At 73.4% G+C, this 15,081-nt stretch carries 17 protein-coding genes; 3 read left to right on the top strand and 14 right to left on the bottom strand.

Annotated features, from left to right (window positions below; genetic code table 11):
* Positions 1–163 precede the first annotated feature (163 nt).
* The 11 genes from ABZ321_RS46245 to ABZ321_RS46195 form a co-directional block, all read right to left on the bottom strand.
* Entirely contained in the window at positions 164–760 is a 597-nt protein-coding gene (locus tag ABZ321_RS46245) for a hypothetical protein (protein WP_354902585.1), read from the bottom strand.
* Positions 757–1,272, bottom strand: coding sequence for a sigma-70 family RNA polymerase sigma factor (locus ABZ321_RS46240; protein ID WP_354902582.1), 516 nt, complete (start codon positions 1,270–1,272; stop codon positions 757–759). Before ABZ321_RS46240 ends, ABZ321_RS46245 begins: the two co-directional genes overlap by 4 nt.
* A gap of 321 nt (positions 1,273–1,593) precedes the next feature.
* On the bottom strand, positions 1,594–1,899 hold the full coding sequence (locus tag ABZ321_RS46235; protein WP_344507013.1) for an antibiotic biosynthesis monooxygenase: 306 nt from the start codon (positions 1,897–1,899) through the stop codon (positions 1,594–1,596).
* 7 nt (positions 1,900–1,906) lie between these two features.
* Positions 1,907–2,413, bottom strand: coding sequence for a GNAT family N-acetyltransferase (locus tag ABZ321_RS46230; protein ID WP_354902578.1), 507 nt, complete (start codon positions 2,411–2,413; stop codon positions 1,907–1,909).
* 11 nt (positions 2,414–2,424) lie between these two features.
* Positions 2,425–2,703: a hypothetical protein gene (locus tag ABZ321_RS46225; RefSeq protein ID WP_354902575.1), complete on the bottom strand. Its 279-nt coding sequence runs from the start codon at positions 2,701–2,703 to the stop codon at positions 2,425–2,427.
* Positions 2,704–2,785: 82 nt separating this feature from the next.
* Complete coding sequence (locus ABZ321_RS46220) at positions 2,786–4,018, bottom strand: vanadium-dependent haloperoxidase (RefSeq protein ID WP_354902572.1); 1,233 nt, start codon at positions 4,016–4,018, stop codon at positions 2,786–2,788.
* Between the two features lie 52 nt (positions 4,019–4,070).
* A complete protein-coding gene (locus ABZ321_RS46215; RefSeq protein WP_354902569.1) occupies positions 4,071–6,128 on the bottom strand; it encodes an acetoacetate--CoA ligase in 2,058 nt (685 codons plus the stop codon).
* Positions 6,128–7,051 (bottom strand): VOC family protein, encoded by a 924-nt coding sequence (locus ABZ321_RS46210; RefSeq protein ID WP_354902566.1) that lies wholly within the window; start codon positions 7,049–7,051, stop codon positions 6,128–6,130. The genes ABZ321_RS46215 and ABZ321_RS46210 overlap by 1 nt, the downstream gene beginning before the upstream one ends.
* Positions 7,052–7,062: 11 nt before the next feature.
* Entirely contained in the window at positions 7,063–7,917 is an 855-nt protein-coding gene (locus ABZ321_RS46205; RefSeq protein WP_354902564.1) for a fumarylacetoacetate hydrolase family protein, read from the bottom strand.
* Between the two features lie 19 nt (positions 7,918–7,936).
* Entirely contained in the window at positions 7,937–9,133 is a 1,197-nt protein-coding gene (locus ABZ321_RS46200; RefSeq protein ID WP_354902561.1) for an acyl-CoA dehydrogenase family protein, read from the bottom strand.
* A 107-nt stretch (positions 9,134–9,240) separates the two neighbouring features.
* Positions 9,241–9,759 carry a flavin reductase family protein gene (locus tag ABZ321_RS46195; protein WP_344507029.1) on the bottom strand — a complete coding sequence of 173 codons (519 nt, stop codon included), beginning with the start codon at positions 9,757–9,759 and terminating at the stop codon, positions 9,241–9,243.
* Positions 9,760–9,888: 129 nt separating this feature from the next.
* Here ABZ321_RS46195 and ABZ321_RS46190 point away from each other — a divergent pair, with 129 nt between their 5' ends.
* On the top strand, positions 9,889–10,632 hold the full coding sequence (locus ABZ321_RS46190; protein WP_354902558.1) for an FCD domain-containing protein: 744 nt from the start codon (positions 9,889–9,891) through the stop codon (positions 10,630–10,632).
* 99 nt (positions 10,633–10,731) lie between these two features.
* Complete coding sequence (locus ABZ321_RS46185; protein ID WP_354902555.1) at positions 10,732–11,565, top strand: hypothetical protein; 834 nt, start codon at positions 10,732–10,734, stop codon at positions 11,563–11,565.
* Between the two features lie 314 nt (positions 11,566–11,879).
* On the opposite strand, the gene ABZ321_RS46180 is transcribed toward ABZ321_RS46185, so the two are convergent.
* The 3 genes from ABZ321_RS46180 to ABZ321_RS46170 form a co-directional block, all read right to left on the bottom strand.
* Complete coding sequence (locus ABZ321_RS46180) at positions 11,880–12,062, bottom strand: antitoxin (protein WP_354902552.1); 183 nt, start codon at positions 12,060–12,062, stop codon at positions 11,880–11,882.
* Positions 12,063–12,166: 104 nt separating this feature from the next.
* Positions 12,167–12,817: a hypothetical protein gene (locus ABZ321_RS46175; RefSeq protein ID WP_354902549.1), complete on the bottom strand. Its 651-nt coding sequence runs from the start codon at positions 12,815–12,817 to the stop codon at positions 12,167–12,169.
* Positions 12,818–12,824: 7 nt separating this feature from the next.
* Complete coding sequence (locus ABZ321_RS46170; protein ID WP_354902546.1) at positions 12,825–13,811, bottom strand: transcriptional regulator; 987 nt, start codon at positions 13,809–13,811, stop codon at positions 12,825–12,827.
* 59 nt (positions 13,812–13,870) lie between these two features.
* Between ABZ321_RS46170 and ABZ321_RS46165 the strand changes: the two genes are divergently transcribed.
* A complete protein-coding gene (locus tag ABZ321_RS46165) occupies positions 13,871–15,061 on the top strand; it encodes an MFS transporter (RefSeq protein ID WP_354902543.1) in 1,191 nt (396 codons plus the stop codon).
* Positions 15,062–15,081: the final 20 nt, after the last annotated feature.

Here is a 15,081-nt window from a genome sequence, read left to right as displayed (position 1 = left end):
TCTCTCCCCCCCGGCTCGCGGCCCGGCGCCCGGCGGGCCGGCGCCCGGCGGGCCGGCGCCCGGCGGGCCGGCGCCCGGCCCGTCTGGCTCGGCTACCAGATGTGGAAGCGCACACGGTCCGGCGACGAGCCCGCCCGATCACCTCGTGAGTCGCATGACCTCATCAGCACTGGACATACACCTGATCTGCCCTGTTCCTGGCCTCGGTACCCGCATCGGGCACCGAGGGATACCCGACGCCCACCGAGAACAGTGCCGTTCCCGAGTCGAAGAACTGTGCGAGCCCGTGTGAGCGGTTGAACACCGCGGACTCGATCCGGTTCTGCCAGCCGAACGTCGACAGGTCCTGCCATCCGCAATCGTGGACCTCGCCCCGGGGATACCCGAAGTCGGGCCGATCGTAGAAGCACACCGAGCCCAGCGGGCAGTCGACCGCGCTGCCGCCGGCCACGGTGATCACCACCGCACCATTGTTGTAGCTGACCTGTCCCGGACCCGTCTGCTGTCCCCCGGGATTCGCGGCGAGGTACAGGTCCACCTTGCGCTGCACGTCGGCAGCAGTGCCTGGGGCGGGGCGCGTCCCCGGCAGGAGCAGCATGCCGGCGAGCATCACCAGGCACGCGACCCTTTTGAACGCGTCAGCGCGCCGGTGCGCGGCACGCCGGCGCATGACGTCGGCGATCCCGGCCACCGCGTCGATGGACGCCGCCTCGACGAATCGATCCTCGGCCTCTCGGGCCAGCCTTCCGAACTCCTTCACGCGTCCCCCTCCCCCAGGGCAAGCACAACCGACGGCAGGTGCAGCCCCCGCCGGATCCTCTGCTTATGACTGCGCACCGTCGACTGCGTGATCTTGAGCGCGTCCGCCACGTCGCCGGTACTCATCCCGGATGCGCTCAGCACCGCCACCGCCCGCTCCTGAACGCTCATCCCCTCCAACGCAGCCATCAGGTCGTGCGCGAACTCCACCTCGACGTCGAAGGGCACCGCGGACGTCTCCCGCCGCCCGCCAAGCTGGATGAGAGTCTTGACCTGGACAGCGATGCGCCGCCGAGCACTCAGCGCCTGCTTCCCGGCAACTCCGGCGGCGTACCTGAGGTTGTCGTCGAACGTGCGCCCACGACGCTCGTCCCACTTCTCCACCATCACCAACATGGCCTCTTGAGCGACGTCCCAGGCCAGCTCCTTGTTGCCGGTGATGCACAGCGCCCGGAACAGCACCCGGGCGAACGCCTCTTTGTAGAACGCCTCGTAACCCTCGTACCGGCTCACCGCTCCGGCCTGGCCACGACCACCTCAGCGCCCCGAGCCGTACAACTCCACCTGACCGCGCATCTCCCCCGCGATCGCCGCGCCACCCGCTCGGCGGCCCGCACCGCCGAGACATGCCGCACCGTTACGAAGGCCTCCCGCACCCCGACCGCAACCAACCCCACAAGCAGTGCCCACACCTGCGCCATCCGGTCTCCGTCCTCGCTGCCGGCGCTCCCACGAGCGCGCCCGCAACGTACTCGCGCGACAGCCGGAAAACCGTCCACGCACCACCTCGCCGTCAGCACGTCCTTCGCTGCGGCAGAAGCGAGCGCGCGATGGTCAGACGACGACGGCGACCTCGTCGTGTGTCACGAACTCGTCCCACCGTGTCAGAGCACTGCGGGCGGCCTGCTCCACCACGGCCCGCTCGGGCTCCTCACCCGCGAACGCACGCACGTCGTCCATGTTCGCGAAGAACGTGATGGAGGTGAACAGCACTTCCCCGCCGTCGCGACGGCGCAACAGCCGCGCACCGCGGAATCCCGGCACCTGTCCCAGGTGCTCAGCGACATCGGTCTCGTAATGATGCTGGTAGTCATCGGCCGTCGACGGCGAAGCCCAGCCCCGCCATGTCCGTGCGATCATCCTGTACCTACATTCCAAAGTGGTCGGTGCTTGTCCACTGACGTTGGCGTTCCATGATGAGCGCCTCGCCGTGCTGGCCGACGCGACGGAACCCGGCCTTCTCCCATGCGCGGATCGCGCGGGCGTTGGTCGCGACGGGGTCGGCGGTGACGCGGGTCCAGTGCAGCTGCTGCAAGAGGTGCCGCGCCAGTGTGTCGGCGGCGTCAGGTCCGTAGCCGCGTCCACGCCCGTGCGGTTCGAGGATCAGGTCGATCCCGCCCTCGAACTCGCCGGCGTGCCAGTACTGGGCGTATCCGATCGGCGCGTCGCCGGTCAGGACGATGAAGGACTCAACCTCGGGTCGGCGCCGTCCGATGTACTTCGCGGCCACCTGCTCACGCGTGAGGGGCGTATCCCCCCAGTGGTCGATGAAGCCCGGATCGCCGAACCAGCCGGCAAGAAGATCCAAGTCGTCCTCAGCAACTGGGCGCAACCGGACCATGCGACCGCTGAGAATGCCGTGATCGGATGACATCTTGCGTGTGCTCAAATCTCGTACACGCCGGCCGGCAACGTCGTCAGGCCCGTGCCTGGTACCGAGGCGAGGAGCGGCCACCCGCTCACGTCGGCCGAGACCGGGCGATGCCAGCCCACGTCCAGGCTGATCGCAGCGGCGACCTCGTCCAAGGCGGCGCGGCGCAGGCGGCCGGGGCCATGACGTCGCACGTCGTTGAGCATCTGGCGGACGTCCGGCGAATCCTCGAACTTCCACAGCGCCCGGCAGCGACCTTCCGCACCGGCCGCGGCGAGTCGATCGAGGCTCATGGCCACGGAGCGTACCGCCTGCCCGATCCGGCTTCGGGCCGGTTGGTGTGGGCGCCGGGAGGCGGCGCCCACACCCTGGGCACTACAGGGTGCGGCCGTGCCAGCGGGACAGGGCGGCGAGGGCGGCGCGGCGGCCGACGGTGGCGCCGGTCTCGTCGGTGTGGCGGTAGTGGACGCCTTCCCAGACGCGGGCGTCGATGTTGTCGCGGGTGAGGTGGTGCCAGGAGGTGTAGCGCAGCGTCACGTCGGGGGCGGCGGTGCTGGTCAGGTCGAACGCCGCGCGGGGCGGGCCGGCCAGGGTGTCGAGGACGGCCTGCGCGGCGCCGGCGTAGGTGGTGTGGCCGCTCGGGTACTCGGGGTGCGCGGGCGTGGCGAGCAGCGGCGTCCACGCCGGGTCGGGGGCGGCCGCGCCGGTGCGGATCTCGGTGACCGGGCGCCAGGCCAGGTAGCGGTACTTGGCGCGGTACGTGGTGATCTGCGCGTCGATGGTCGCGGCGTGGAAGACCGCGACGAGCGCGATCCGGTCGGCGAGGGAGCGGCGGGCGGCGCCGTGCGAGCCGTGCGGCGCGAGCGTGGTGCGCAGCGCTCCGGTGAATCCGTTGAGCGACGTCTGCGCCCAGAACCTGGCGACGGCGGTCTGCTGCGCGGTGCGCACGGTGCTCGCCGCGGCGCCGACCGCCCGGATCTCGGCCAGGTCGCGCTGGTGCACGGCGCTGGTCAGGGCCGGCGGCGGGCCGGGCTGCAGGGGCTCGACGTCGCGGACCAGGAACGGCCGGCCGTCGCCCTGGCCGGCCTGGACGGGCGCGGCGAACGCGGGCGGCGTCGGCTGCCACACGCCCGGCGCGGCCGGCGGCACGGTGAACGGCCGGTTGACCGAGGCGAGGTCGAGGCCGTCGCCGGCGCGTTCGGCGAGCACGGCCGTGGCGGCGTCGACGCCGGCCCGCACGGCCCGGTCGGCGTGCCGGCCGGGGATCCGGGCGACGGTGGCGGCGAGTGCCGCGTCGAGGGTCGCGGCGGCGGCCGGCGTGATCGTCACGAGCGCGTGGTGGACGGCGGCGGCGAGCGCCAGCTCGCTGCGCGTGGCGGCGACCGCCCGGCCGGCGGCGATCCAGGCGACCGCCCAGGTGCGGCTGTTGGTGACCTGCTGCGGGCCGGTGATGACGCCGACGGTCGCGGCGGTCAGGTCGTACCACTCCAGCAGGGTGTCCACGCGGCCGCCGGCGGCCTCGGCGCGCCCGGGGAGCGTGAGGACGCCGACGGCGCCGGCGCCCGCGGAGGCGAGCAGCAGGCGGCGGGAGAGCATCGATGTCTGCATGCCGCAGACCTTAACTCGCCTAATCCGATCGGATCAATATGCAATCCAGCGATCAGCGCGGCCCTCCGGCGTACGCGGCGAACCGGGCGAGCGCGGCGAAGTCGTCGACCGCGTCCCGGGCGGCGACCTGCTCCAGCGGATGGCCCTGGATGAGCCGCTTCACGGGCACCTCGAGCTTCTTGCCGGTGCGGGTGTGCGGGATGGCGGGCACGGCGATGACGTCGTCGGGGACGTGCCGCGGCGACGCCTGGGCCCGGATCGCGGCCTTCACCTGCGCGACGAGCGCGTCGGTGAGCGGGGCGTCGCCGGCGAGGACGACGAACAGGACGAGCCAGTAGGCGCCGTCGCCGAGCTCGGCGCCGATGACGAGCGAGTCGCGGATCTGCGGGAGTCCGTCGACGACGGCGTAGATGTCGGCGCTGCCGAGGCGCACGCCGTGCCGGTTGAGCGTCGAGTCGGAGCGCCCCGACACCACGACGCTGCCCCGCGGCGTGGTCAGCATCCAGTCGCCGTGCCGCCACACGCCCGGGAATGCGTCGAAGTAGGCCTCCCGGTACCGCGACCCATCGGGGTCCCGCCAGAAGTACAGCGGCATCGACGGCATCGGTCGGGTCACGACGAGCTCCCCGACCTCGCCGACGACCGGCCGGCCGCGGTGGTCGAACGACGCGAGGGCGACGCCGAGCAACGGCGCTGAGATCTCGCCCGGCCACACCGGTGTCGTGGGCGCGCTGCCGGCGAAGCCGCTGACCACGTCGGTGCCGCCGCTGACCGACGCCAGCTGCACCCCGGGCCCGACGTGGTCGTGGACCCACTGGTAGGACGCCGCCGACAGCGGTGCGCCGGTCACGCCGACGGTCCGCAGCGCGCCCAGGTCCAGGTCCCGGCCGGGCGCGAGCCCCGCCTGGGCGCTCGCCAGGAGATAGCCGGGGCTGACGCCGAGCGCCGCGACCCGGCACGCGGCGGCGATCCGCCACAGCCGGTCCGGCGACGGGTGGGTGGGGCTGCCGTCGTACAGGACCACGGGCGCGCCGACGAGCAGCGCCGACGCGACGATGTTCCACATCATCCAGTTGGTGCTGGTGTACCAGAAAAGTGGCCGGTCCGGTCCGACGTCCAGGTGCAGCCCGAGCAGCTTCAGGTGCTCCAGCAGCACGCCGCCGTGACCGTGCACGATGCCCTTCGGCAGTCCCGTGGTGCCGGAGGAGAACAGCACCCACAGCGGCGCGTCGAAGTCCACCCGGTCGAAGCGCGGCTCCGCCGGCGCCGAGACCACCGCTTCCCAGGATTCGCCGGTACCGAGGGTGGCGCGGACCGTCGGCAGCGCCGCCCGCAGCGCGGCCACCTCGGCGCGCCGGTCGTGCGCCGTGCCGTTCCACCGGTAGCCGTCGGCGGCGATCAGGACGACCGGCTCCAGCTGCGCGAAGCGGGCCGCGGCGCCCCGCGCCGAGTAGTCCTGCGCGCACGCCGACCAGACCGCGCCGACGGTGGCGGTGGCCAGGAACGCCACCAGGGCGTGCGGCGTGTTCGGCAGGTAGCCGACGACCCGGTCGCCGTGACGCACGCCGGCCCGCCGCAGCCACTGCGCGAGCGCGGCGACCTGACCGCGCAGCTCGCCCCAGGTGAGGGTGCTCGTCGTGCCGTCCTCCGCGACCGCCGTGACGGCGACCGCGTCCGGGAGGCCGTGCCGCAGCGCGTGCTCGGCGTAGTTGAGGCGGGTGCCGGGGAACCAGGTCGCGCCCGGCATCGCCTCGCCCGCAAGGACCGTGCCGGCGGACCAGGTCGCGCCCGGCACAGCGTCGCCCGCAAGGACCGTGCCGGCCGACCAGGTCGCGCCCGGCATCGCGTCGCCCGCAAGGACCGTGCCGGCCGACCAGGTCGCGCCCGGCATCGCGTCGCCGGCGAGGACCGTGCCGGGGGTGCCGTCGGCCTGGACGTCGAAGAAGTCCCAGACGGCGGACCAGAACTCCGGCAGCCGCCGTACGGAGAACTCCCACAGGTCGCGGTAGCCGCCGAACTCGACCCCGGTCCGCCCGGTCAGGTGGCGGGCGAACCGGGTGATAGTGGCGGCCTCGACCGTCGCCGGGGCGGGCTTCCAGATCGGCTCCATCAGCCGGGCTGGTGGGCGCCGGTCATCAGCTCCGCGAGGTCCTCGGGAGCCAGGAACGACGGCGGCGGAGGCGGGCCCCACCGGAAGAGGCCGCGCGCGCCCTCCCAGACCTGCGGGGTCCACAGCGCGTCGTCGACGATGCAGTCCAGGTCGGAGTAGTACTCGGAGAAGTTCCCGGCCGGGTCCCGCAGGTACCAGAAGAAGTTCGACCCGACGTGGTGCCGGCCCAGCCCCCACACGTGCCGCGACGGGTCCTTCTCCAGCATCGCGGTGGCGCCGCGGCCGACCTCGTCGACGTCGTCGACCTGCCACGAGGTGTGGTGCAGGAACGCGACCGGCGCCTGCTGCACGAGCACGTTGTGGTGGTCGGTGGAGCAGCGCAGGAACGCCGCCAGGCCGGGGACCGTGTCGCTGACCTTGAAGCCGATGCCGTCGGTGAAGAACCGCTGCGAGAACGCCTGGTCGGTCGAGCCGAGCACGACGTGGCCGAGCTTGCGCGGCCGGACCGGGTGGTCGCGCAGGATGCCCGGTGCGCGCTCGCCGACGCGGGCGTTCACCCCCGGCGTGTTGTACGGCGGTGCGGGCGTGGGCGGCTGCTCGTACCGTGGAGCGATCCCGATCTCGACGGTGACCTCGCTACCGGGGTCGAAGGCACGGACCCCGGTCGCGGTGCGCTCGACCGCGACGTCCAGCGCGGCCAGCGACGACGCGACGCGGTCGAGGTCGTCGGGGTCGTCGGCGCCGACGCCGAGCCGCAGCAGCCGGCGGCGCTCGCTGTGCACGACGCGCAGCTGCTCCCCGCCGTCCGCGGTGGCGAAGGCATGACCACCGGTCGGGGTCAGGCCGAAGTCCTCGTAGTACGCGGCGGTGGCCGCGACGTCTGGCACGCCCATCACGATCTGGGTCAGCCGGTGCAGAGCCATGTGCGGTCCTCTCAGTTCGTGGCGGCGACGAAACGCTGGCGGAGCTCGCCTATCCCGGTGACATAACTGACGAGCTCGTCGCCGGGCGCGAGGAAACGGGGCGGGGTGCGGCCCATGCCGACGCCGGCCGGGGTACCGGTGAAGAGCACGTCGCCGGGCAGCAGCGGCAGCGCCGCCGACAGCTTCGACACCATCGCCGGCACCGAGAAGATCAGCTCGCGGGTACGGCCCTTCTGCACCTCCTCACCGTTGACGGAGCAGCCGAGCTCGAGGTCGTCGCGGTCGTCGAGCTCGTCCGGCGTGACCAGCCACGGCCCCGTCGGCCCGAAGCCCGGCAGCGACTTGCCGAGGCTGAACTGCGGGGACGGCCCGGCCGTCTGCCGCACCCGCTCCGACAGGTCCTGGCCGACCGTCAGGCCGGCGACGTGCTCCCACGCCCGCTCCTGCGGCACGTTGCGGGCGGTGGCGCCGATGACGACGACCAGCTCCACCTCCCAGTCGGTGCTGCCGCCGGCGGGCAGCTCGACGGTGGTGACCGGCCCGGTCAGGCACGACGGCCACTTGGTGAACATGACCGTGGGCGCGTCGGGGACGGCGAACCCGGACTCGGCGGCGTGCTTGGAGTAGTTGAGGCCGATGGCGAGGACCTGCCGGGGCCGCGGGGCGGGCGCGCCGAGGTCCTCGACGGCGAACGGTTCACCGGCCGGCAACGGTTCGGTGGCCCAGGCGGTGAAGTCGGCCCACTGCTCGTAGACGGCCTGCGGGTCGGGGCCGAATCGGCCGCCGCTGGCCCGTTCCACGTCGACGGCGCCGGTGCCGTCGGCGGTGACCAGCACGAGGCGGCCCTTGAGATTGGCGATGCGCATGTCGGAAGCTCCAGGTTGTTCAGATGAGCGGGGTGATGGTTTCCTCGACCCCGAGCAGGGCCTTGCCGTACAGCTCGTAGCTGACCTGCGGGGACACGACGGCGTGCCGGGCCGCGGTGGCCGAGTCGCGCCAGATCCGCTGCAGCGGGTTGACGTCGGCGAACGACCCGGCGCCGTGCGCGAACAGCAGGATGTCGATCGCCTTGGTGATGCACTCGGCGACGTAGCCGGTGTCGGAGCGCACCCGGGCGCGGGTCGTGAAGTCCGGGTACGCGCCGCGCGCGGCGGCCTCGTCGACGTCGGCGGCGGCGCGGTACGCGTGCAGGTGCGCGGTGTCGATCAGCCGCGCCGCCTCGGCGATCTGCAGCTGGAAGCCGACCGACTCGGTCTGCGCGGTGTAGAAGGTGTACGAGATCGGCTTCTTGGGCGCCTTGCCGACCACGTAGTCCAGCGCCGCCCGGCCCATGCCGAGCTGCGGGCCGACGAGGACCAGCGCGAGGACGGGCACCAGCGCGGAGCGGTAGAACGCCTCGGTGTCCAGGTGCTCGCTGGGGTACTCGCCGTTGATGGCGGGCGGGACCAGCAGCACCCGGTGCTCCGGCACGAACACGTCCTCGGCGACGAGGCAGTTGCTGCCCGAGGACTTCATCCCGGCGACGAACCAGGTGTCCTCCAGGCCCAGGTCGGTGCGCGGGATCATCGCGAGGCCCTGGTCGACGACCTCGCCGGACTCGTCGGTGATCGGGATGCCGAGACCGGCCCAGGTGGCGTGCCAGGAGCCGGAGTTGTAGAACCACTTGCCGGTGACCCGCCAGCCGCCGTCCACCTTCGTGGTGGTGGCGGTCGGTGCCAGTACACCGGAGACCTTCGCGTCAGGGTCGGCGCCGAAGATCTCGTCCTGCGCCCGCTGCGGCAGCAGGCCGACCATCCAGTTGCACACGTTGGTCAGGGTGAGCACCCAGGCGGTCCCGCCGTCGGCCTCGGCGACCGCGGCGGACACGTCGAGCATCGTGCGCAGGGAGGTCTCGTAGCCGCCGTACCGCTTCGGCACGGCGATCCTGAACAGGCCGGCGTCGGTGAGCGCCTGGATGCTCTCCTCAACCACCCTCCGGTCCCGCTCGCCGGCGGCGGCGTTGCGCTCCAGCAGGGGTCGCAGCTCCTTCGCGCGGGCGACGAGTTCGGCGGCGCTGACGGGTTCGGTGTGCACGGCGGTCATCGAAGCTCCTTGTGGGGTGTTGGTTGCTTCTGTTGGCGTTGGCGGCTCTTGTACAGCGTGTGCCGGGCCGCTCTTTGTTCGGTGTGCTTTGTCTGGTGTGCGCCGGGCTAGCGGGCGCAGGCGGCGATGCTGTCGGCGATCGGGGGTCTCGGCCGGGCCGCGAAGCGCGAGTGGGTGCCGAAGGTGCGGTACCCGTAGATCAGCGGCGACAGGCCACTCGACTCGGCGTGGGTGACGAGCCCGACGAGCAGGAGATGGTCGCCGCCCTCCACGACCTGCGACAGCTCGCAGACCGCCCAGCCGGCCGCGGTCTCCAGGCGCGGCAGCCCGTGCGAGGGGCGCCAGTCGGCCTGGCCGAAGCGGTCCGCGTCGCGGCGGGCGAAGAGCAGCGCCAGGTCGTCGTCGGTGTCGCGGAGCACGTTCACCCCGAAGCGGCGGCTGCCGAGGATCCGTGCCAGCAGCGCGGAGCGGCGGTCCAGCGCGACGGTCACCAGCGGCGGGCGCAGCGACAACGACGCGAACGAGCTGACCGTCGCGCCGTGCGGGCCGTCGCCGTCGGCGGTGGTCACGACGGTGACCGGCGCGCACACGCCGGCCATGAGGTCCCGGAAGTCCTGATCCCGCATGACCGCTCCCTTCAAACCACCATGCTGGTTTAGCCAGCTTGGTTCGGGTGCGGTCGCCCGTCAAGTATTCCGGGCTAAATCAGCATGGTAGTTTTTTCGGGACGGGTCCGACCGACGCTGGAGGCGCTGATGGTTGCCGATCCACCCGCCTTGCGCCGCGCCGACTGGGAGCGTGCCGCGGCCCCGCGCCGGCCCGAGCAGGCCGCCGAGCGGCTCGCCGCCCTCGCCGCCGCCGCCGAGCCCGGCGCCCGCCTGGGCACGAAGGAGGAGCTCCGCGTCTACTGCGGCGTCTCCGTCGGCACCTTCAACGAGGCGCTGCGCCTCGTCCAGGCCCGCGGCGTCATCGACGTCCGCCCGGGCCGCACCGGCGGCCTCTTCGCCAACCGGCAGTCACCGCTCGTCCGCCTCGGCAACTCGGTCCTCGCCCTCGACGAGGACGCCGCCTCCGTCGCCGACGCCGTCCGCCTCCGCGACGCCCTCGACCCCCTCCTCGTCGAGGACGCCCTGCGCCACGCCGGCCCCACCGACGTCACCGCCATGCGCCGCGAGCTGGACCGCATGCGCGCCGCCGCCGCCGACCTGGACGGCATCGCCTTCATCCACGCCAACTGGGCCCTGCACGCCCGCATCGCCGACGTGACCCCCAACGCCATGCTCCGCTCGTTCTACCTCAGCCTGCTCGAGATCATCGAGTCGCACACCCTCGCCGTGCAGCCCCTGGGCGACCAGCCCCTCCCCGAATACATCCAGAGCCGCTACGACTTGCACGCCGCCCTCGTCGACGCCATCGCCACCCGCGACGAGCACCGCGCCATCGCCCTCATCCGCGAACACAACATGACCGCCCCCGCCGCCCTGGACCCGACCGGCTGACCCCCGGCCGCCGCACTGGACGGCTTCCCCAGGTGCACCGAGCTGACCTGGTCCGGCGCCGACAGCAGGCTGGCCGCCAGGCCGTGCATCGACACGCTCGTGTGGACGGCCGCGCCGTCCACAGTGGAGCTGAGCGGCACCGCGCTGGCCGATGTGCGGGTGTCCGGCCGGGCGGACTCGCTGGTGCGGCTTCCGGCCGCGCTGCAGCGCCTCACGCTCGACGGCGCGGGCCTGCCCGGCAGGATCGTCGCGCCGGGCCGGTTCTGGCTCGCGGTCGACGGTGCCGGCGCCGGCACGGTGCTGCCGAGCGGTCTCGACCAGGTGCCGGTGGCGGACCTCCGAGGTGCGGGCACGGTGTCGGTGGCGGGGCTTCGCGAAGCGCTGCCCGGGCTGCGGTCGCTGCGCGTACGGTGGCAACGACCGCCAGGAGAGCTCCATGGGGCCGCCGGTCTGGCCGGGCTCGACGGGCTCACCGTCGTCGAGCTCTCCGGCGCGTACGGGTTGGACGCCGACACGCTGCCGGACCTACCCGGACTGCGGGTGCTCACCGTCGACGGGCTGCGCGCCTCGGCAGCGGCCGGGCTCCGGCGGCGGCACCGTCGCGGCGGCGTGCGGCCGGCGCTGCGCGGGGCCAAGTCCGACACGTGGCTCGCGGCGAACCTCGACAACCCGTTCCGCGACTGGGCCGACGACCACCCGCGCGCCGCCACCGTCGCATGCAAGGCATACGCCGATGCGGCACGGGCGATCGCGGCGAACAACGCAGACCCGCGGCAGATCCTGCTCACCATGGTGGGCCGCTTCAACACCATCCACGCGTCGCTGCTCGCCCTGGACACACTCCGGCGCGAGCAGGTCGGCGACGCCGTCGCGGCGCTGGCCGAGCGGGCCGGAGTCCCGGCGGATGAGGTGTTCGAGGTGTTCGACTTCTGACGCACCACCACCGGCGTCCGGGGCGGTGTGGTGGCCGGACCTTCGCGCCGTGACGGATCGCCGACAGCCTGCCGCAAACGGCTCACAAGTCCAGTGGCGTTCACTGAGATCCGTCACCGCCGTCCCCCTCCGGCGGGCCACCCGGAGCCAGGACCCCGGACGGCATGACGCGCGCGTGGCACCGGTGTCTGCCGGCACCGGTGCCACGCACCTCACCGGACCCGGATCCCGACCGGGCAACCCGGCTCGTCCAACGGCGTGCGCCGGGCGGCCGCGGTGACTCCCGCGCCCGCCCCGCGATCAGGGCGCCCGGCTCACGGCCGGGTGTCGCCCTGACCGGTGCGCTGCTTCGCGGCGTCCACGCCCTTGTCGATCTGCTCGGTGTACTTGCCCTCGGTACGCCGGTCGGCCTGGTCGCCGGCCTTCTCGATGCCCTCGTCGACCTTGTCGTCGTGCTTGCCGACGAGATCCTTGGCCCGGTCCATGAAGCTGCCCATCGCATCCTCCTCGGCGGTACGGGTTCGGAGTGGACCTCTACCCGCCACCTGCCGGGCGAATGCATCCGCGGCCAGGTTTTCGAGCGGCGAAACACCCCAGGCGCTCAGTCCTCGTCGTCGAAGGGGACGGGCTGGCGCCAGGAGGGGGCGGCGGCCGGGGCCACCTGCGCCTGCGGGGGCGCGCCGCGCCGGCCGAACAGCACGTCCCAGTAGTGGCGCGCGTCGGCGGTGAACTCCTCGACGGGCACGGGCGTGCCGTCGGCGCGGGTCACCTCGAGGCCGGCGAACTCGACGGTGCCCTCGATGCAGTAGCCGGTGCCCTCGCCGGCCTTCCAGCCTTCGGTGAACCAGAACAGCGTGTGCGGCGGCGGGCCCGGGCGCAGGTCGACGGTGAGGCTCGGCTCGGCGGGCCAGCCGGCGGTCCGTGCCGGGCGGTCGAGGAACTCCCAGCCGTACATCGAGTACCAGCCGCCGAGCGCGGCGTAGAACGCCTCCACGTCGTCCAGGCCGGTCAGGGGAATCATCGGGCCGTACCCGCCGTGCGGGTCCTCGCGCAGCAGCACCCGGATCCGGGTCGCGCCCAGCAGGCGGAGCACCCGGCGCGGGTCCGGATCGGGCGCGGTCTGCTCCGACTGCGCGCACACGTGCAGCAGCAGCTCCGCCGCGTCGTCCACGGGCGAGACCCGCAGTCCCAGCACGTCTGCCTCGTTCAGCGCCACCTCGAGGCCGATCCGCGTCTCCTCGGTCCATGTCACGGCACCATCATCCAGACGGGTGCGAGCGTCCGCCCGGGGTTTTCGCGGCGTCGAGGAGGGCGTCGCCGGCGGGGGTGCGGTAGTAGAGGACGGAGCGGCCCGAGCGGCGCCGGGTGACGAGGCCGGCGTCGAGGAGGATCCGGAGGTGGCCGCCGACGGAGCCGAGGGCGGTGCCGGTCAGGGCGACCAGCTGGGTGGTGCTCAGCGGTGCGGCCAGCAGCGTCAGTACGGTGGCGCGCAGCGGGCCGAGGAGGCGGGCGAGCGCGTCGGTGGGTGTCGCGCCGGTGTCGGCGAGCCAGCCGGTGCACGGGTAGATGACGGAGTACGAGGTGGCCGCCTCGTCCCAGCCGACCCAGCCGCGGGCGGCGGTCGTGGGGATGAACAGCAGCGCGGCGTCGGTGACGTCCAGCGGCGCGTAGTCGTACGTGTTGATCTGCAGGCGCCCGTCGCCGAGCCAGCGCATGCCGGGCCGCATTCCGTCCAGGACGGCGGCCCATCCGCCGGTGCTGAGCCGGTCGGTGCGGGACACGATGTCCGCCTCGAAGACGCGGCGCAGGCGGGGCCAGCCCGGCAGTACCAGCTGCGACCACACGAACTCGACGAGGTCGGCGGCGTGGTCGGCGATGTCGCCGGCGCGCAGCACGTCCGGCACGGCGTCGCCGAGGCCGAGGTGCTCCCGGGCGAGCGCGGGAGGGGTGGCGCGCAGCCGGGCGAGCTCGGTCTGGAACGTCTCGCCGGGCGTCTGCGGCGGCGTGACCAGGAAGTCGGCGATCCAGCCGGGGCGGATCGCGGCGCGCAGGAACGGCCGCACGAACGGGTCGCCGGCGTAGTGGGCGTCGAACGCCGGCCGGTGCGCGGCGAGCCACTCCCGCTGCGGCGCCGACACCACGTGCTGGCCGCCGAGCGCGGACAGGCACGCGACCGTCTCGGCGAGCGGCGACACGACGAACCGGCTGCCGGCGAGCACGTCCGTGCCGATCTGCCAGAACCCCACGTTTCGCCTCCACCCGAAACTGTACCGTGCGGCGACGCCGGCGCAGCACGATGCCGATCATGCGCACGTACCGGCAGCTGTTCCGCACGCCCGAGTTCCCCGCCCTGTTCGCGACCCTGTCCGGGCAGGTCGCGGCGGGGACCGTGGCGGGCATCGGGCTCGGCACCCTCGTCTTCGCGGCCACCGACTCGCCGCTGCTGTCGGCGCTGAGCATGTTCGGCGCGTCGTTCGCGCAGCTGATCGGCGCGGCGACGCTGCTGTCGTGGGCGGACCGGGTGCCGCCGCGGGCCGCGCTCACCGGCCTCGCCGTGTTCGCCGCGGTCACGACCGCCGTCCTGGCCGTGCCGGGCCTGCCGATCGCCGCCGTGTTCGCGGTCGTGCTCGCGCAGGGCCTCGCCGCGTCGGTCGGCGGTGGCGTCCGGTACGGGCTGCTCGCCGAGATCCTCCCGGCCGACGGCTACATCCTGGGCCGTTCGCTGCTGAACATGTCGATCGGCGCGATGCAGATCCTCGGCTTCGCCGCCGGCGGCGCCCTCGTCGCGGCCGTGTCCCCGCGCGGCGCGCTCGTCGCCGGCGCGGCCCTGCAGGCGGTGTCGGCGCTCATCGCCCGGTTCGGCCTGACCGCGCGGCCGCCGCGGGCGACGGACCGGCCGTCGGTGCGGGCGACCTGGCACGGCAACCGCAAGGTGTGGCGGCCCGCGACCTACATCGCCATGTGGGTGCCCAACGGCCTCATCGTCGGCTGCGAGGCGCTGTTCGTACCGTACTCCCCCGCCGCGGCCAGCATCCTCTTCGTCGCCGCCGCGATCGGCATGCTCGCCGGCGACGCGATCGCGGGCCGGTTCGTGCCGCCGCGGCTGCGCTACCGCCTCAGCGGCCCGCTGCGCTGGCTCCTGGCCGCCCCGTACCTGCTGTTCTTCCTCGACCCGCCGCTGCCGGTCGCGGTGGCGATCGCCGGCGTCGCCTCCGTCGGGTACGGCGCGACCCTCCTGCTGCAGGACCGCCTCCTCGCCACCACCCCCGAGTCGCTGCACGGCCAGGCCCTCGGCCTGTTCGGCTCCGGGCTGCTCGCCATGCAGGCGGTCGGCGCCACCCTCGGCGGCCTCATCGCCCAGCACACCCCACCGGCGACCGCGATGGGCATCCTCGCCGTCGGCTCCCTGCTGGTCTCCACCGCCCTGTTCGTCACCGGCCGCCTGACCAAGCCCGCCGAGCCGACACCGCGTCCTGAGCCCGTGGCGGTGGGCTGACGTTCTGGACGCCGATCGCT

The sequence above is a fragment of the Dactylosporangium sp. NPDC006015 genome, from assembly GCF_040614215.1.
In the GTDB taxonomy this organism is placed as follows: domain Bacteria; phylum Actinomycetota; class Actinomycetes; order Mycobacteriales; family Micromonosporaceae; genus Dactylosporangium; species Dactylosporangium maewongense.
The sequence above is the reverse complement of the archived record's forward strand: the minus strand, read 5'-3'. Positions and strand labels throughout refer to the sequence as shown.